The 17,329-nt window shown below is 69.1% G+C and carries 18 protein-coding genes and 1 tRNA gene; 12 read left to right on the plus strand and 7 right to left on the minus strand.

Features of this window, described 5'->3' with window-relative positions; all coding sequences use genetic code 11:
* Positions 1-117 precede the first annotated feature (117 nt).
* Positions 118-798 carry a hypothetical protein gene (locus HALDL1_15715; protein ID AHG05410.1) on the minus strand — a complete coding sequence of 227 codons (681 nt, stop codon included), beginning with the start codon at positions 796-798 and terminating at the stop codon, positions 118-120.
* A 156-nt stretch (positions 799-954) separates the two neighbouring features.
* On the opposite strand from HALDL1_15715, the gene HALDL1_15720 reads away from it, so the two are divergent.
* Entirely contained in the window at positions 955-1,797 is an 843-nt protein-coding gene (locus tag HALDL1_15720) for an isopentenyl pyrophosphate isomerase (protein AHG04879.1), read from the plus strand.
* Between the two features lie 6 nt (positions 1,798-1,803).
* On the opposite strand, the gene HALDL1_15725 is transcribed toward HALDL1_15720, so the two are convergent.
* Entirely contained in the window at positions 1,804-2,889 is a 1,086-nt protein-coding gene (locus tag HALDL1_15725; protein ID AHG04880.1) for a hypothetical protein, read from the minus strand.
* A gap of 212 nt (positions 2,890-3,101) precedes the next feature.
* On the opposite strand from HALDL1_15725, the gene HALDL1_15730 reads away from it, so the two are divergent.
* Positions 3,102-4,097 (plus strand): radical SAM protein, encoded by a 996-nt coding sequence (locus HALDL1_15730; protein ID AHG04881.1) that lies wholly within the window; start codon positions 3,102-3,104, stop codon positions 4,095-4,097.
* A gap of 157 nt (positions 4,098-4,254) precedes the next feature.
* A complete protein-coding gene (locus HALDL1_15735) occupies positions 4,255-4,818 on the plus strand; it encodes an osmotically inducible protein C (protein ID AHG04882.1) in 564 nt (187 codons plus the stop codon).
* An 86-nt stretch (positions 4,819-4,904) separates the two neighbouring features.
* Here the strand turns inward: HALDL1_15735 and HALDL1_15740 are convergent, their stop codons facing one another.
* Positions 4,905-7,193, minus strand: coding sequence for a hypothetical protein (locus HALDL1_15740; GenBank protein ID AHG04883.1), 2,289 nt, complete (start codon positions 7,191-7,193; stop codon positions 4,905-4,907).
* 169 nt (positions 7,194-7,362) lie between these two features.
* Here HALDL1_15740 and HALDL1_15745 point away from each other — a divergent pair, with 169 nt between their 5' ends.
* Positions 7,363-7,827 (plus strand): deoxyribonuclease, encoded by a 465-nt coding sequence (locus HALDL1_15745; GenBank protein ID AHG04884.1) that lies wholly within the window; start codon positions 7,363-7,365, stop codon positions 7,825-7,827.
* Here HALDL1_15745 and HALDL1_15750 read toward each other — a convergent pair.
* Positions 7,824-9,869 (minus strand): hypothetical protein, encoded by a 2,046-nt coding sequence (locus HALDL1_15750; GenBank protein AHG05411.1) that lies wholly within the window; start codon positions 9,867-9,869, stop codon positions 7,824-7,826. The two genes, HALDL1_15745 and HALDL1_15750, sit on opposite strands and share 4 nt — an antisense overlap.
* Before the next feature lie 115 nt (positions 9,870-9,984).
* Here HALDL1_15750 and HALDL1_15755 point away from each other — a divergent pair, with 115 nt between their 5' ends.
* Complete coding sequence (locus tag HALDL1_15755) at positions 9,985-10,464, plus strand: RNA polymerase sigma70 (protein ID AHG04885.1); 480 nt, start codon at positions 9,985-9,987, stop codon at positions 10,462-10,464.
* A gap of 97 nt (positions 10,465-10,561) precedes the next feature.
* Positions 10,562-11,224 (plus strand): ATPase, encoded by a 663-nt coding sequence (locus HALDL1_15760; GenBank protein AHG04886.1) that lies wholly within the window; start codon positions 10,562-10,564, stop codon positions 11,222-11,224.
* Here the strand turns inward: HALDL1_15760 and HALDL1_15765 are convergent.
* Complete coding sequence (locus HALDL1_15765; protein AHG04887.1) at positions 11,216-12,208, minus strand: mannose-1-phosphate guanyltransferase; 993 nt, start codon at positions 12,206-12,208, stop codon at positions 11,216-11,218. The genes HALDL1_15760 and HALDL1_15765 overlap by 9 nt on opposite strands.
* A gap of 177 nt (positions 12,209-12,385) precedes the next feature.
* Here HALDL1_15765 and HALDL1_15770 point away from each other — a divergent pair, with 177 nt between their 5' ends.
* The 3 genes from HALDL1_15770 (at position 12,386) to HALDL1_15780 (ending at position 14,406) form a co-directional block, all read left to right on the plus strand.
* Entirely contained in the window at positions 12,386-13,318 is a 933-nt protein-coding gene (locus HALDL1_15770; protein AHG04888.1) for a replication protein A, read from the plus strand.
* Between the two features lies 1 nt (position 13,319).
* Positions 13,320-13,913, plus strand: a complete 594-nt coding sequence (locus tag HALDL1_15775; GenBank protein ID AHG04889.1) for a rpa-associated protein — start codon at positions 13,320-13,322, stop codon at positions 13,911-13,913.
* A gap of 88 nt (positions 13,914-14,001) precedes the next feature.
* Positions 14,002-14,406 (plus strand): CopG family transcriptional regulator, encoded by a 405-nt coding sequence (locus HALDL1_15780; protein ID AHG04890.1) that lies wholly within the window; start codon positions 14,002-14,004, stop codon positions 14,404-14,406.
* A gap of 16 nt (positions 14,407-14,422) precedes the next feature.
* Here HALDL1_15780 and HALDL1_15785 read toward each other — a convergent pair whose 3' ends face one another.
* Positions 14,423-14,605 (minus strand): hypothetical protein, encoded by a 183-nt coding sequence (locus HALDL1_15785; GenBank protein AHG05412.1) that lies wholly within the window; start codon positions 14,603-14,605, stop codon positions 14,423-14,425.
* 304 nt (positions 14,606-14,909) lie between these two features.
* Complete coding sequence (locus HALDL1_15790) at positions 14,910-15,362, minus strand: helicase (protein ID AHG04891.1); 453 nt, start codon at positions 15,360-15,362, stop codon at positions 14,910-14,912.
* Positions 15,363-15,487: 125 nt separating this feature from the next.
* On the opposite strand from HALDL1_15790, the gene HALDL1_15795 reads away from it, so the two are divergent.
* The 3 genes from HALDL1_15795 (at position 15,488) to HALDL1_15805 (ending at position 17,329) form a co-directional block, all read left to right on the plus strand.
* Positions 15,488-15,560 (plus strand) — tRNA-His (locus tag HALDL1_15795).
* 237 nt (positions 15,561-15,797) lie between these two features.
* Entirely contained in the window at positions 15,798-16,463 is a 666-nt protein-coding gene (locus HALDL1_15800; protein ID AHG04892.1) for a hydrolase, read from the plus strand.
* Between the two features lie 101 nt (positions 16,464-16,564).
* Positions 16,565-17,329 (plus strand): hypothetical protein, encoded by a 765-nt coding sequence (locus tag HALDL1_15805; GenBank protein ID AHG04893.1) that lies wholly within the window; start codon positions 16,565-16,567, stop codon positions 17,327-17,329.

Genomic DNA, 17,329 nt, shown 5'->3' on the forward strand with positions numbered 1-17,329 from the left:
TTTTTAGCCCAGATTTTTGCGAGAAGCGGTCGCCGCAGGCGACCCGACGAGTAAAAAGGTGGTCGACCAGAGTTCGGCGGCGAACCACCGAGCATCGGAGCTAGCGGACAGTTCTTCTCACTCGCGCAGACCGTCTTCGAGACACTCCAGCACCAGCGGCCAGGCGTCCTCACCGGCGTGGGCGGTGGCGCGCTGGCGCGTCTCGTCACCCAGCGCGCCGAGTGGTGCGTACGGCGTGCCGACGTAGTGGCCGACGTCGTCGTAGGTGCGGTGCTCGAACTCGTGTGGGAACTCGTGCTCGCGGAGGCGCTCGGCGACGGCCTCGGAGAGCCGCCGGGCGTTCCAGACGTGATCGTCGCCCCCGGAGAGCAGGAGCACGGGGCCACCAGTCCGCTCGACGGCGGGGACGACGTCGGCGACGGGTTTGTCGTCGAGGTCCTCGAATCGCGGGGCTTTCTCGGCGGTGATATGGGGGACCACCTCGCCATCGTCGAGCCACGCGGGTTCGTCGCTCGGGGTGTCCCAGGGGACGCTCCCCGAGTAGGAGACGACGGCGCCGACCCACTCACGACGGGCGCCCAGCAGGAGCGCGAGTTCGGCGCCCCGGGAGACGCCGACGAGGGCGAGGCGGTCGCCCGCGACCGCCTCCTGGTCGCGGAGCCAGTCGGCGGCGGCGTCCACGTATGACAGTGGGATGCCTTCGAGTTCGTCGGGGAGTGCGTCGTGGTCGCCGAAGTAGTGGAGTGCGAGCGTCGCGAACCCCTTGTTCGCGAGGCGCCGCGGGCCGTTGTCGGACATGCGGCCGGCGGAGCCGTGGAGGTCGACGACGGCCGCGTCCAGTCGAAGGTCACTGACTACTGATTCTGTCCCGTGGCCGGGAACGCGTCCCGCCGCTGGGCGCGCTCGCGGCGAATCCCGTCATATATTTCCGCGCGAGTCCCCGAGGGGCGGGTAATGGAGTACGTGGAGGCGCGGCGTGACGCCATCGAGGAGCGCCTCGAGGAGACCGTCGCCGCGGTCGAGCCCTCGGAACTCGGCGCGGAACTCGAACACGTCGTGCTCGCGGGCGGGAAGCGCGTGCGGCCGACGCTCACGGTGCTCGTCTGCGAGGCCGCCGGCAGCGAGGGCGAGGACGCCCTGGACTTCGCGGTCGGCGTCGAACTCGTCCACAACGCTTCGCTGGTCGTCGACGACATCATCGACCAGTCGGACGTCCGGCGGGGGAAGCCGAGCGCGTGGGCGGCCTTCGATTACGGCCCCGCCATCGTCGCGTCGAACGGCCTGCTCGGGGAGGCGTTCGCGCTGTTCTCGCGGGACCCCCGGGCGATGGAGTGTGTCACCGACGCGCTCGTCGAACTCGGCGAGGGCGAGGCCATCGAACTCGTCGACCGCCCGGAGACCGAGACGGAGTACATGGAGCTCGCGCGCCGGAAGACGGGGGCGCTGTTCCGCGCCGCCGCGGAGCTCGGCGCCATCGCGGCGGGCGCCGACGGGCGCACGATAGAGGCGCTGGGCGAGTACGCCGAGCGCGTCGGCGTCGCGTTCCAGATCCGCGACGACGTGCTGGACGCGACGGCCGCTTCCGAGGACCTGGGGAAGCCGGCGGGCACCGACGAGGCGATGGACCGCCCGAGCATCGTCCGCGTGACCGACCGCTCGCCCGCGGAGTTGAACGCGCTCGCGGAGGCCGAGTCCGAGCGCGCGATGGAGGCCCTCGACAGCCTCGACCTGCCGGCGGGCGAGGCCTACGACTACCTGGAATATCTCGCGGAGTTCGTCGTTTCCCGGGAGGCCTGAGGCGGCTCAGGCCGCCTCCGGGTTGCCGCGCCACGACTCGACGACGGCGAACGTCAGCGTCGACAGCACGCTCACCAGCGTCCCCGCCGTCAGCACCGCGGCGAGCTCCGTGAGCGTCACGTAGTCGAGGAAGAACGCTGACAGCATGTGGAGCACCGCGGCTATCGAGAGCACGTAGAACGGCGCGTTGAGGTAGCGCCAGCGGAAGCGGTCCGCGAGATACTCGTCGGTGACCTGCCCGAGACTGGTGGTGAGCCCGGCGGCCGCGAACCACCGGACGGCGCCGAACGTGAGCGCCGCCAGCACCGTCGAGGGGGCGAGCGAGCCGCCCGCGGCCTGGCGCACGTCTTCCAGTTGTCCGAGCCCCTCGACGCCGCCGATGACGAGCAGCGCCGCCGCGACGACGTACGTGATGAGCGTCACTCTGCCCGTGTACAGCCCCGAGCGCACGCGCTCGACGGACCTGTCCACCGTGGACTCGAGGCCGAGCCCCCGGAACAGCACGTAGAGCCCGAACGCCGCCGAGGAGACGCCCAGCACCGCACCCGGCAACCCGAGCAGGTCCGCGAGCACCGCGAGCGGATAGATGAGCAGCAACACGCCGAGCGGGACGAGAATCGTCCCCCGCGTCTCGGGGTCGTTCATCACCTGTTTGAGCGTGTAGTACATCGACTCGAGGTCCTGGGCCTGCCGCACGACGACGCGCTTGACGGCGTCGATGGGGACCCGCGAGCGGATGACCGGGACGACGGACTCGTCCTGGGCGCCGTCCGTGACGACCACCGCGCGCACGGGTTCGTCCGTGCGGAGGGTGGCGAGCACCTCGTCGACCTCGCGGCCGACCTTCCGGTTGGCGGCGACGTCGCCGCGTTCGAGCCCCGTAACGGCCGCGACCTCGACGTTCTCCTCCGTGCTGTACTGGTCGTGGAGGTGGACGCCCTCGAAGAGGACGTTCACGTCGCTGTCCTCGGGGTCGGCTTCGGCGAGCGACACCGCGGCGTGTTCGACCTCGTTGCGACCGACCACCGGCGTCGGCACCCCCGTCTTCCGACCGAGGTCGTCGTCGAGGTCGACACACAGCACGAGCAGCATTCGCTGTACGGTACGGGAGGGCGGTATAACTGCTTTCGGGAGACTGTCACTCTGCGGGAGGGGGTGCTCGGCGTATCCCGAATCCGTGACGGTAGCGACCCGGGCCGGCAACCACGCGGCAAACGTCGGGCCGCCGGTGGATACGCCCGGCCGACCGCGAACGCCGTTTCGCACGCTTTTTGAGTCTGCGCGGAGTACGACTGCGTCAACGAATGATTTCCAAGGGCTGTGAGCAGTGCGCGGAAGGGGGGAAGATGGTCCTCTTCGTCTACGGCTACTGCGACCAGCGCGACTGCTTCTACTGCCCGCTGGGGGAGAACCGGAAGAACGTTCGGCAGGTGTACGCCAACGAGCGCCCCGTCGAGGAGGACGAGGACGTCGTCCGCGAGGCGAAGGCGATGGACGCCCTCGGCACCTCCATCACCGGCGGCGAACCCCAGGAGGCGATGAACAAGACGTGCCGGTACCTCCGCCTCCTCAAAGAGGAGTTCGGCGAGGACCACCACACGCACCTCTACACCGGCATCACGGGCGGCCGCGAGAACATGCGCCGCCTGAGTGAGGCGGGCCTCGACGAGATTCGGTTCCACCCGCCGTACGAGCAGTGGGGCGACCTCCACGGCACGGAGTGGGAGGAGATTCTGTACATCGCCCGCGAGGAGGGGCTCACCCCCGCCTTCGAGATTCCCGGCATCCGCGCCGAGGAGGAGTTCCTGGAGTTCCTCGACGAGGGCGCCGCGGACTTCTGCAACGTCAACGAGTTCGAGATGAGCGACGGCAACTACGAGCGCATGCAGGAGGAGGGCTTCGAACTCCAGGAGGACCACATGAGCGCCGTCGACGGCTCGAAGGAAGCGATCCTCGAGGAGATGGGCGACCACGAGCGCGTCTACTTCTGCACGAGCGTCTTCAAGGACGCCGCCCAGCACCGCTCGCGCCTGAAGCGCATGGCCAAGAATGTCCGCCGGGACTTCGACGAGGTGACCGAGGACGGCACGCTCGTCTACGGAAAGACGACGGTGAGCGCCGAGCGCATCCGGAACCTCGGCGTCCCCGAGGAGTTCTACACGGTGAAGACCAACCACGTCGAGGTGGCGTGGTGGCTCCTCGAGGAGATGGTCGAGAACGGCGACATCGACAGCGGCGAAATCGTCGAGCAGTACCCGACCTACGACGGCCAGGTCGTCGAGCGGACGCCGCTCGCGTAGCGGTCGTTTCCGCGGATTTCGTGGCGGAGGCTCCGAATATCGTCAGAAACGAGTACTCTCCAGAGCAGTACTCGGTCCGGAACGGCGCGCAAGCGGACACCAGGTGCTAGTATCGTTTTATCGCCTCTCCGAGCGTCTACAGTAACGGTGATAGATAATGTCAACCACAGACCGAACGATGCTGAACGGTGTCGATGTCTCCGCCCTCGAGGGAGCGGTCGAGACGATCAGCGACGACCACGACGTGGGTGCGTTCACGTTCCGGGCCGAGACGGAGTGGCAGAACTCCCTGCGGAGCGTGACCACTATCGACGAGTTCGACCAGGCCGGCGAGACGGTCCACAGTCGCAAGTTCACGCTCCAGGGTGACGAACCGGAGCAGATCCTCGGCGAGCGGACGGGTCCGAACGCCGTCGAACTCCTGCTCGGAGCGCTCGGCTCCTGCCTGACCGTGGGCTACGCGGCGAACGCCGCCGCCATGGGCATCGAACTCGACGACCTGCGCTTCGAGATGGAAGGCGGCGTCGATCTCCGTGGGTTCCTTGGCATCGACGAGGCCGTCCGTCCCGGCTACGAGACGATGACCTGCTCCGTCTACGTCGACGCCGACGCAACCGAGGAGCAGCTCCGGGAGCTACAAGAGCACGTCGAGTCCACCTCGCCGCTCGTGGACGCGATTACGAACGAGGTCCCCCTCGAGACCAATCTCGTCGTGGAGTGACCCGAACACCCCCCTACTTCTTCCCCAGCCGGTCGGGCGGGACACTATCACGAGGAGCGCGGTCCGCGGTTTCGCTCCCACGGGCGTCAGTCCTCGTAGCAGGTGAGGTTCGTCGCCGCGCAGGCAGCCTCTGGGTCGACGCTGTAGATGGTGACAGCGTCGTTCTGGAACACCTGCTCGACGCCGGGGCCGCCGAAGGTAGCGTCGGGGTAGCGCTCGCGCTCGACGGGGCCGTAGTAGACGTACTGGACGTCGTACTTGTCGAACAGGAGCGCCTGCGTCGCGCGGTCACCGGTGTACATGAACTGGACGTCCGTCGCGCGCTCCTCGTATGCGCCCTCGGGGCGGTAGCCCTTCTCGTGCTCCCAGCCGACGACAGTCGGGATGCCGGTGAACACCGAGGGTGCGCCCACCCAGGTGTAGATGGGTTCGCCGACAGCCGTCACCATCGCGGGCTGGCCGTCGACGTTCGCGCGGAGCCACTCGTACGCCTCGGCCTCCCGGGGGTGGTACGTCTCGACGAACCGCGTGGCGTCGAGTGTGGTGTCCCCTGAGTCGAGGACGCGGTCGCTGCCGAAGTGGTCCGACAGCGCGAGCGCGGGGAACGTCACCGCCGAGAGGACGACGAGCACGGCGACGGCCGCGCCCGCCACGTCGGACGCCGAGACGCGGCTAGTGGCGCCGCGGAGCCGGCCGGCGACGGGTTCTAGGAGCGCGGCGGTGGCGACGCCCGCACCGAGCCCCCAGAGCACCGATATCTGCATCGAGACCTTGTAGACGGTGTTCCAGCGGATGGCGTTCGGGTCGTGGGGCCACACCTTCGCGTAGGCGAGTTCGATGGCGACGAGGAGGCCGACGCCCGCGGCGGCGAGCACGGCGGCGAACCCGGCGCGGTCGGTGCGCCGGAGGTACCACGCGCCGGCCAGCAGCGGGAGCAGGACGGCGACCGAGGCAGCGTCGAGCAGCAGGCCGACGGCGGTGACGGCGACCCAGCCGACGGCAGCGAGGGCCGTCCGGCGTCCGGTGAGGCGGGCGCTGCGCGCGGGGGAGGGGGCGAAGACGGCGACGAATCCACCCCACGCGAGCAGGTAGGGACCGAGCGGACTGCGCGGCGGGAGCCAACCAATACCGTCGTTCGGCGGCGCCTGGAACAGCAGGAACGGCGACGCGAGCGCGGCGCCGCCGAGCGCGACCAGCACGCCGGCGACGGCGGCGAGGGCGTACCGCGACAGTTCGCCGCCCGGGCCCGCCGTCGGCACCCGGTTGCGGAGCCGTGCGGGCAACGAGCCGGCCGGATGGGCCGTGGCGAGCGCGACGGCGAGAAAGCCGATACCGGCGGCCGTCGGGAGACTCCACGTGCTCGTGATGGCGAGCGCACCCGCGAAGACGGGGAGCGCGCCGAACAGGAGCGCGACGCGGCGCCGGCGGTCCGTCGCGCGCCACCCCGCGAACGCGACGGCGACGGCGGGCAGCAGGAACGTGGGCGCGAGGACGTGGGCGTGGAGGTCCCCGTTGAGGTACGACCAGAACGGGTTGACGACGATGGTGTCCGGGACGACGTAGCGGGCGATCCAGTAGTTCCACGGGGCGAGCGTCGTGGCCTCGCGGAACGCGTCCGCGGTCGGCGCGCGGATGCCCGCGACGAGGAACCGGCCCCACTCGGTGACCAGTGACGCCGGGAGGAAGCCCGCGAGAATGCGGACGGGCGTCGCGAGGAAGCCGCCGAGGCAGACGAAGACGACACCAAGGACCCCCGCCAGCGAGCGCGAGCGGCCGCGGTCGTCAGCGATGGCGGCGGCGAGGCCGTAGGCGCCGGACGCGAGCGCCGCGTAGAACGTCGCGAGGCCGAGGTTGTAGGCGTACGACGGGGCGACGCCGACTGCGTCCGCGAACGCGGCGACCGAGAGGATGCCGCCGTAGTAGTAGCGCACCGGCCGGCCGGCGAACCAGATGTCCGGCGGCGGCAGGCGGTCCGCGAGCGTCATCGAGCGCAGCAGCCCGAAGTCGAGGAACTTCTCGCCGGCCGCGGCGTGGGCGGCCGGGTCGACGGCGCGCACGGCGACGAAGAACGCGAACGCCAGGACGAAGACGGCGAGCGGCGCGGCGACCGCACGCGGCTCGGGGAGGTCGGCGTCTCTGGCAGCGAATCCACCGACGGCGAAGACGGCGAGAATGCAGAGCGCTGCGACTGTCGTTCCCCAGCGCAGGTGTCCGACCCAGTAGGCGAGGAGGGCGAGGAGGGCGAAGGCGACGCCCGGCGCGAGTCCGGCGCCGCGGTCGGGGAACCCGGCGAAGAGGCGCGCGCAGATGGGGACCGCGGCCGCGGCGAACGCGACTGTCGCCAGCAGCCAGTAGGCGGCGATGGCGTACTCCATGGGCTGTATTTTCCACCGCCAGCCGGTATGTGTTTTGCGGCACGAGTCGCCCACGGGCGCCGACTCGCGGGTGGCGGTCCGCCGGCGCGTCGTCGAATGCGGCCCGGCACGGCCGGATTTTGCGAGTACGTGCCGCAAGGGTTTAGGCTGCCGGTCAGTAATCGCCAGTATGGCCGACTGCCCACTCGCCGACGAATGCCCCAGTTTCCAGGAACAGATCGAGGGGATGGGGTGCCAGCACTACGGCGACCGAGGGGGGATGGAGTGGTGTAACCACTACAGCCAGCCCATCTCGGACCTGAAGACCGCGCCCGTGGTGCACGGCGAGGAGGTCGTCGTCACTGTCGACGACATGCACGAGAGCGGCGCCGGCGTCGGTCGGCAGGCCGACAGCGGCTTCATCGTGATGGTCGACGGGGTGCTGCCGCCGGCTCGCGTCCGCGCCGAAATCTCGGAAGTGAAGTCGAACTACGCCCGCGCCGACCTCATCGAGAAACTCCCCGAGGAACCCGACGACGAGGACGAGGAGGAGGGCGAAGCCGACGACGACGGCGAGAACGACGAGGAGAGCGACGAGGAGGACGACGGTGGCATGCAGCGACTCGGCAGTCGCGACAACTTCTGGGGTAACTAGCGGAAGTCTTCGACCGAGAGGTCGTCAGTGAGGTGGAGGTCGTCGTCGAGTAACGTGGGCATGGTCACCGACTCGAGGTACTCTGCGAGGTTCTCAAACGACATCGCCGTCGACGTGGCCGACGCCGAGAGCAGATTGTGGCTGTCCGCCGTGTGTACCGACATCAACAGCGAGGCGAGACCGGTCTCCTTCCCGGGATAGCTGTGGCTGGTGAGCGGTACCGCGTCCGACGCGTCGGCCGTCTCGTCGGTCGCGAACTCGTACAGAACGGGGCTGCCCGTGAGTGGTTTCCGGAGCTGGAGCGTGGGGTCCCCGAGCACGGTGTACCGCTCGGTGCCGACTCCGGCGTGTGAGAACACGTCCAGCACCGCGTACAGCGGGAAGCCGTTGCCGAGGAGCACCGCGGCGTGGCGGCCAGCGGTACTGGCCACCGTGTCCTCGATGTCGTCGGTGGTGACGATGCCGCCCGTTGCGCCCGCGGTCAGCAGCGCGAATCCCTGCTCGTAGGACCGACAGCCGTTCAGGAAGAACGCGCCGACGCCCGTCGTGGGGAGCGTCCGGACGTCCAGGGTGCCGTCGGAGCACTCCATCCCGCGCTCGGTGACGTGACCGATGAAGTGCAGGAAGTCCGTCTCTGCCAGCAGCGCGTTCCGCAGTTCAGCCGTCGACAGTGACCGGGACACCTGCAGGTTCGTCTCCTCGGTCGCGTGGGTGTCGTAGGGCACCTCGTCGGGCGCGTCGATGCTGTCGTCGTTGTACACGACGTGGACGTCGAGGGGGCCGTCGTCGCGCGGCCACTCGAGCGCGCGCCGGAGCGACCCGAGCGTGGAGTTGATGGCGTTCGCGACGAACCCGTCCCCGAGCCAGACGTGGCCCGGAGTCTCCACGGGGTCGAGCGTACGGAGAGCGGTGGACTGCTCGGCGATAGACGTACGAACGGCAGCGTCGGGAGTGGAGCGCTCCGGCCCGTTATCGGGGGTCGGTGGCGGGCTGCGGACGGCGGCGAGTTCCGCGACGACGTGCGGGAGCGCGGGAGCGTACCGCGGGTCGGCGACGACGTCCGCGGTGAGGTGCCAGTCGATGAGACCGCGGGTCGCCGACCGCGGGACCTCCAGATACGCGGCCGTCCGCTCGTCGAGTGACAACTCGAAGAGGCGTTCGTAGTCGAGGGTCACGCGGTCGTCCAGTCGGTCGGCCTGCTCCGTCCGGAACGGGTAGCGGCCGACGGACCGCACGACGCTGTCGAGCGTGAACACGTGTTCGAGGCAGTCGCGGACGTCCGCCGCGAGCGCGTCGGCGTCGAACTCGCGGGTGGCGCCGGCCGCGCGGAGGCGGGGGGTGGTGCTCCGTTCGACGGTCGCGCCGAGGTAGTAGGCGAGCGGTGCGACCGTGAATATCGGTCCGTAGTCGGGTGGAACCTCGACGGTGACGCCCGACTCGGGGGGTTCGGCGGCCTCGGGGACCGCGAGGCTCTCCCCCAGTTCCAGGGCGGGTGGGTGGCCGCGCAGGGACGGCCACGAGCGGTCGGGGGTGAGGGTCTTCAGCGACGACCCGAACGTGGAGACCGCTCGCGCGAGGTCCTCCGGGTCGCTCGTCGTCCGAACCGTCGCTGCTGGGCGCTCGTGGTGGGAGCGGATACCGACCAGCACTCGCGTCGGCCTGCCAGCGTCGATGGAGACCTCGTCCGCATCGTCGTAGCGCGCGGCGACGGTCGCGTCCGTTACCTTCACGAACGTCTTCGCTGCGGGCACTGTCACTTCGATCTCGTACGTATCCCGAGGGAGGCGTTCGGTCGCGGCGGGGTCGTCCGTGTGGTGGACGACCTCGCCGTCCCGCATGAAGATGGCAGCGGCGAACACGGGGAAGTGGAGTTCGCCGGCCTCGATGGCGACGACTGCGTCGACCGGCATCGCGAACTCGTCGGTCGACGCGGGGGTCGGGTCGACGGTGCGGTCGGTCCGGAGCGTGAACTGTTCGCCCTCGGCGGCGTCCCGGACCACGAGCCCGTCACCGTCGTCGAGTGCGTCGATGTCGATCGTCACGTCCTGCCACGACCGGTGCGCGGGGCCCGGTGCATGGTCGAGGGTATCGGCGTTTCAGCAAAAACGTTCTGCCCCAGGCCCAGGGATTTTTGCGCCACGGCGACGAGCAACGGGTATGGATGGGGAGGTTCCGGACGCGGACGCGGTGCTGACCCGGGTCGGCTTCGACGCCGACGAGAGCGTGTTAACGCGCCGGCAGGCGGAGGTGCTGGCGCTCCGGGAGCGTGGCGCCTCGCAGGCGGCCATCGCCGACAGACTCGGGACGTCGCGGGCGAACATCTCGAAGGTGGAGTCGAGCGCCCGCGAGAACGTGCGGAAGGCCCGCGAGACGGTGGGGTTCGCGGAGGCCCTCGACGCCCCGGTCCACGTCGAGGTCGAACCGGGAACCGACCTCTACGACGTGCCTGACGCGGTGTACGCGGCGGCCGACGACGCCGACGTGAAGGTGCCGCTGTCGGCGCCCGAGGTGATGAAGCGCGTGAGCGACGTCAGCGAGGACGCCGTGACCGACCGCGAGGTGCACCGCCACCTGCTAGTCACGGTGACGGCCAACGACGAACTCCGCGTGCGGGTCGGCCCCGACGAAGCGCCTTAGGCGGTCGCCCGCCGAGAGAGGGTATGGAACGCCGACTCGACAGCGAACACTCGGGGCGCGCGAACGCCGCGACCCACTTCGACGGCGGGCGCAGGCGGTGACGGTCGCGGTCTCCTGGAGCGGCGGGAAGGACTGCGCGGTGGCGCTGCGGGAACTGCGCGCGACCCGCGGCGTCGACGTCGCTGAACTCCTCACCACGGTCCGCGAGGACGTCCAGCGCTCCTCGATGCACGGCGTCCGGCGCGAGCACCACGAGGCGCAGGCCACCGCGGTCGGCCTCCCGCTCCATGTCGTCGAACTGCCCGCAGACGTCGATAACGACGAGTACGAGGCCCGGATGCGGGCGGCCCACGACGCGATGGCGGGCGGCGGCGTCGAGCGCGTGGCGTTCGCGGACCTGTTCCTCGAAGACGTCCGCGCCTACCGCGAAGCGAACCTGAATGACTCTCCTATCGACGGCGTCTGGCCGCTCTGGGGCCGTGACACGAGGGAACTGGCCCGTGTGTTCGCCAACGACTTCGACGCGGTCGTCGTCTGCGTGGACGACGACGCACTCGACGCCGACTTCGCCGGGCGAACGTTCGACCGCGGGTTCCTCGCCGACCTCCCCGACGACGTGGACCCCTGTGGCGAGCACGGGGAGTTCCACACGTTCGTCCGGGACGGCCCGGGCTTCGAGGAGCGCGTTCCCGTCGAACCGACGGAGCGCGTCACGAAGACGGTCGGCGACGGCACGTTCCACTACTGCGAGCTAGAATAGCTCCTCCTCGCGGAGTTCGGCGACGACTTCGCGGACGCGCTGGGCGTCGTCCGTGGGGACGACCAGCACGCGGTCGTCGAACGCCGCGACGACGAGGTCGTCGGCGCCGACGACGGAGACGTGTTTGTCGTCGCTGGCGAGCACGTTCCCCGACGCGTCGATGGCGAGCGAGTCGCCCAGCGTGGCGTTCTCCCCGTCCAGCAGGCGGGCGAGCGCGTCCCAGGCGCCCACGTCGTCCCAGTCGAAGGCCGCGGGGACGACGCGCACGTCCGCCGCGCGCTCCAGCACCGCGTAGTCGACGCTCACCGGGTCGACAGCCGCGAAGGCCGCGCCGGGGTCACCCGACTCCAGGCCATCCACGACGGGTGCGAGCGGGCCGTTGCGGGCCTCGGCAAGGAACGTACTGGGCGTCCACGCGAACATCCCCGCGTTCCAGAGACAGCCCCGTTCGAGCAGTCGCTCGGCCGTCTCGGCGTCGGGTTTCTCGCGAAACTGCTCGACGGCGAAGTGGTCGCCACAGTCGTCGCCGGGTTCGATGTAGCCGTACCCCGTCGCGGGCCGGTCGGGTTCGACGCCGAGCGTGACCAGCGCCTCCGTCCGCTCGGCGACGTCGACGGCTGTCTCGGCCGTCTCGCGGAAGCCCTCGCCGACGACGTGGTCGCTCGGGAGACAGAGCATCGTCGCGTCCGGCGTTCTGTCCAAGACTTCACTGGCCGCGTAGGCGAGCGCCGGTCCCGTGTCGCGGCCCTCGGGTTCCACGAGGACGGTGGCCTCGGGGACTTCCTCGCGGACGCGGTCGGCGTACGACTCGCGAGTGACGACGAACAACTCGTCGGCGAACGCGGCGCGGTCGGCGGTCCGTCGGAGCAGGCTCCGGTCGTCGTCACCGAGCGCGAGGAACTGCTTCGGGCGGTGGCTCCGACTCGCGGGGTAGAGGCGGGTGCCGGTGCCGCCCGCGAGCAGGACGGCGGCGGTCCTGGTCACGCGCCGACGCCTCCGCGGGGTGCAGGGGTCACACCGGGACGTTGACGGGCCCAGGTGATAGGGCTGTCTCACCCGCCATCCACGTCCACTTTCACCCCGCTACCAAGGGATTAAATACGATAGGGAACCAACCCCGATACGTCTCCCATCGAAAACACGCGGAGACGGAATACGACCATGAGCGACCTTTCAGACACCGCTCAGGAGATCCACGACGAGTTCTCCGAGCACGTCGACGCAACCGTCGACGACGTAGAAGAACGGCTACAGACACTGGTTACCGAGTACAAAGTCCCGGTCGACGAGGCCCGGCGCTCCGTCGAGAACCACTACCTCGACGAGGCCGGCCTCGACCGCGACGACCTCGCCGGCGGGGGCGGCAACGAGACCGTCCAGGTCGAGGACGTCGACGAACCCGAGCAGTGGGTGGACCTCACGGCGAAGGTCGTCGAACTCTGGGAGCCGCGTTCGGACTCCGTCGGGCAGGTCGGCCTGCTCGGCGACCCGACGGGCACGATCAAGTTCACGAAGTGGGCGAAGTCCGACCTCGCGAACCTGGAGGAGGGCAAGACCTACCGCCTCGGAAACGTCGTCACCGACGAGTACGAGGGGCGGTACTCCGTGAAACTGAACAAGACCACGTCCATCGAGGAGGTCGACGAGGAGTTCGAGGTCGGCGACAACGAGGACGAGGTCGAGGGCGCGCTGGTGGACATCCAGTCCGGCAGCGGCCTCATCAAGCGCTGCCCGGAGGAGGACTGCACGCGCGTCCTCCAGAACGGGCGCTGTTCGGAGCACGGCGAGGTAGAGGGGGAGTTCGACCTCCGCATCAAGGGCGTGCTCGACGACGGCCGCGACGTCCACGAGGTCATCTTCGACGAGGAAGCCACCGAGGCCCTCACGGGCATCGACCTCGAGGCGGCCAAGCAGATGGCCAAGGACGCCCTCGACACCACAGTCGTCGCGGACGAGATGCGGAGTTCGATTCTCGGACGCTACTACCGCGTCACCGGCCCGACGTTCGGCCGGTACGTGCTCGCCAACGACACGGAGGAACTGGACGCGCCGGCCGACCCGGAGGCCGTGCTGATCAAAGCGAGGTCGATCTGAAATGAGTAACGCACCAACCCGCGAGGTCGCCCGCCGCGTCTTCGCCAGCGAGTTCAACGACGCCGAGTTCACGTTCAAGGAGTCCGACGACGAGCGCGCGCCGCTGTACGCGCTCCTGCCGACGGGGGAGCGCGCCAACCGCGTGTTCGTCGTAGGGACGCTCACGGAGACGGAGGACATCGGCGAGGACTCGGAGTACTGGCGAGGCCGCGTCGTCGACCCCACCGGGACGTTCTTCGTCTACGCCGGGCAGTACCAGCCCGACGCCGCGTCGGCGCTCCGCGAGATGGAGACGCCGACGTACGTCGCCGTGGTCGGGAAGCCGCGAACCTTCGAGACGGACGACGGCTCCGTCAACGTCTCCCTCCGGCCGGAGTCCATCACGCCGGTGAGCGAGGCCACCCGCGACCGCTGGGTCGTGGAGACGGCCGAGCGCACGATGGAGCGCCTCGGTGCCTTCGACGAGGAGGGCAACGAGTACGTCGAGCGCGCGAGAGCCGAGTACGGCGAGGACGTCTCCGAGTACCGGCAGGCCGTCCTCCAGGCGCTCGAGGACTTCGACGTTCAGGAGACGGAATCGGCGCCTGACGCCTGACGGCGGCCACGGAGCGCCGCCCTCACGCGGGGCGTGCGAGCGTCTGACAAATCCTTATTACGCTCCGCCCGAATAGCGTAGTAGACAGATGGGGAACAAGAACAAGACAATCTCGTTCCGCGTGAACGAGGACACGTTCGACGCGCTCCGCGACATCGCAGAGGAGCGCGACCTCTCGCTGTCCGCGGTGTTCCGGGACTACGTCGACTCGCTCGTCGCCCACGACGGCAAGGTCCGGGTCGTGCCCGAGAACCAGGCCGAACCGACGGACGGCGAGGAGTTCCCGCCGAAAGTCGAGGTCTCGAAGAGCTTCGTGCGCGAACACGAGCGCCTCGAACTCGAGGCCCAGCACCTGCGCGACCAGCTAGAGGAGCACAAGGGCTACATCGACCACCTCCGCAGCCAGGTCGAATCGGACGGCGACGTGGAGGAGGTCATCCAGCTCGAAGAACTGGACGAACAGAACGACGACGAACCGTACCAGCTGGGCTGACGCACCGCCCGGCGGGTCAGGCGAACGCGGTCCTGTTTCTGGCCGTCAGCGCGACGAACCCGAGCAGCAGCGCCGCCGCGACCCCGAGCAGCACCGACACCCACCAGTTCCCGGGGTGAGCGAGGTAAGCGCTCGTCGCCGCGGCAACCGAGAGGAACGCCGTCCCGAGGGCCATCACGGAGACCGTCTCGAACTCCATCGTCCATCCGTCTGCGGGCCACCGGTAAAACGTTGTCCAGATGATTGTATCGTAGCGATAGGTTGGTGGCCAGTAGCACGGGCCGGGAGCGCATTTGTGCCGCTGAACGAGGTGAACGGACGCGATGACGGCGAACTACCGAGAGTCGAAGACGGCTCGTGGACGCGTTCCGAGCGACGAATAGCCTGTTTTCTCCGACCGTAGACAAAGTATCCGACAGCGACGTCACCGCCAACGGAGGTGAGGCACGTGCGGCGTAGCGAGGCGTTCCTGCCCGCCAGCCGGGAGACGGTCACCGCGGGCGCTACCGAGTGAGTTCGCGCTTCCGGTCTGTCGCGCGCTGGCGGGCGTCCTGGCGCCCGTCCACGTCAGCGAGGTCCTCGACGGCTTCGAGCGTGCGCACGGCGTTGTCGAGGAACGAGTAGAGGTCGCCGGGGTAGGCGTACACCATGTAGTCGTCGGTCATCACGCTCACCATCGACTCGGGGTCGAGGCCCTCCGCGCGCAACTCGAGGAGGTAGCGGATGAACTTCCGCTCGGGGTGGCCGCAGTACGGGTTCGACTGGCAGCCGCAGTCGAGGAAGTCCTGAGAGAAGTCCAGAACCTTGTCCCGGGTCGCCTCGTTCAGCTCCGAGAGGTCGCCGCTGAACAGCACGTCGAGGGTCGCGCCGCTGAACGCGCCCTTCGGGAACCGGGTGTCGAGCTGGGAGGCGATCTGCCGGTGGTTCTTGACGTAGATCTTGTCCGTGACGGCCACAGTCACCCCGAAGTAGGCCGCTGGCCCGCAAAAGCGTGTCGTCTACGTCCCCGGCGACTCGTTGGCACGGCCGCCCCCATGTCGTAACGTATTTGAATTTCAGTACGCTACCGTTGGATGCAGTGTCCGGGTTGGGGTAGTGGCCTATCCTTCAGCCTTGTGGAGGCTGAGACGCGGGTTCAATTCTCGCACCTGGACCTCGTTCTTCGAACGGTCAACCGACGAGCACCTCGTGTGCTCGTCGTAACCGTGAGCTGTCGTGGATCCTGCGAGATTGAACCCTGTTAGCGGTAGCCCGCACAGCGACTGAAGGGAGCGAGCAGGACCCGCTGGCTCCGGTTCAATTCTCGCACCTGGACCTTCTCCGACGCCGAACCCAGGAGCGTGGAGCCCAGCGGGTGAGCGTTTTAGTGGATTCCCCGAGAACAGTGGACCATGAGCGTCCAGCACGACGACCTCACGTTCGAACGGCTCGGCCACGCGAGCGTCCGGATAGAGACCGGTGACGGCCTCGTCGTCTACGTCGACCCGTGGAGCGAGGTCCTCGAAGACGACCGCCGGGACGGCGACGTCGTGTTCGTGACCCACGACGACTTCGACCACTACGACCCCGACGCCATCGACGCGGTCGCCAGCGACGACGCCGATATCGTGGTGTACGATGCCGTCGACACCACCGACCTCGACCGGAACCAGACCGCGCTGGCCTACGACGAGTCCATCACCGTCCGGGGAGTCGACGTGCAGGCTGTGCCGGCGCACAACCGCGCCGACGGCGAACACGTCGACGACGACGGCGAGCCGTTCCACGCCGAACACGAGGGCGTCGGCCTCCTGCTCGGGTTCGACGGGACGACCGTCTACTTCACCGGCGACACGGACTTCCTCCAGGCCCACAACCACCTCGAGGCCGACGTGTTCGTCCCGCCGATCGGGGGGCACTACACGATGGACCGCCACGAGGCCGCCGAGTTCGCGGAGTCCGTCGACCCCGACCTCGTGCTGCCGGTGCACTACGACACCTTCGACGCCATCGAGACGGACGCGGGGGCGTTCATCGAGGACGTGGAGGCCAGGGGCATCTACGCCGAACTGTTCTGACGGCGCCACCGCCGCTGCCGGTGGTTCACCGCCGGGCAGTTCGCGCTCCTCCGTGCGAACGTCGAAACACCTAATCCGTCCACCACGTTCAGTCGATACGTATGCACCGCAGAGCCCTCCTTGCCAGCGTCACGGCTGGCGCAACCGCAGCGCTAGCGGGCTGTACCGGCCTGCTGGGCGACGAAGTCGTCCGGAACGACAGCCACGCGTTCGAAGCGTCGGGCGACAGCCCGCTGGACGTCAGGAACCGGAACGGCGACGTCGCGGTCGGGAGTCACGACGGAGAACAGGTCGAGGTGGACGTCGAGCTACGAGGACCCTCCGACGACGCAGTCGAGGGCGTCTCGGTCACCGGCGAACAGCGTTCGGACGCGTTCGTCGTGGCCGCGCAGGGCGACGGCACCGCCGAGTGGTGGACGAGCGTGAGCGTCGACCTCTCCATCCGCGTTCCAGCGGCGATGGCCGTCGAGCGCGTGCGGACCAGGAACGGCGACGTGGAGGTGACGGACGTGGCTGGCGGGGGCGCGTTCCGCACCGAGAACGGCCAGGTGACCGTCCGAGACGTCGAGACGTTCGCGAGCGCGGCCACGACGAACGGCGACGTGAACGTCGACGTGCCCGCGCCGCTGGACGGGGACGCCACGATAGAGACGGTGAACGGCAGCGTCGACGCCTCGCTGTCGCCGGACCTCGACGCCACAGTTGCCGCGTCGACGACCAACGGGGGCGTCGCACTCCACGAACTCCAGCTGGCGGACGCCGACGTGAACGAGACGCACGTGTCGGGGACGCTCGGTGACGGCACGCACGGCCTCTCCGTTGAGACGACGAACGGCCACGTCGACCTGCGAGCGCTCGAGAGGTAG

It is taken from the genome of Halobacterium sp. DL1 (genome assembly GCA_000230955.3).
Lineage (GTDB): Archaea > Halobacteriota > Halobacteria > Halobacteriales > Halobacteriaceae > Halobacterium.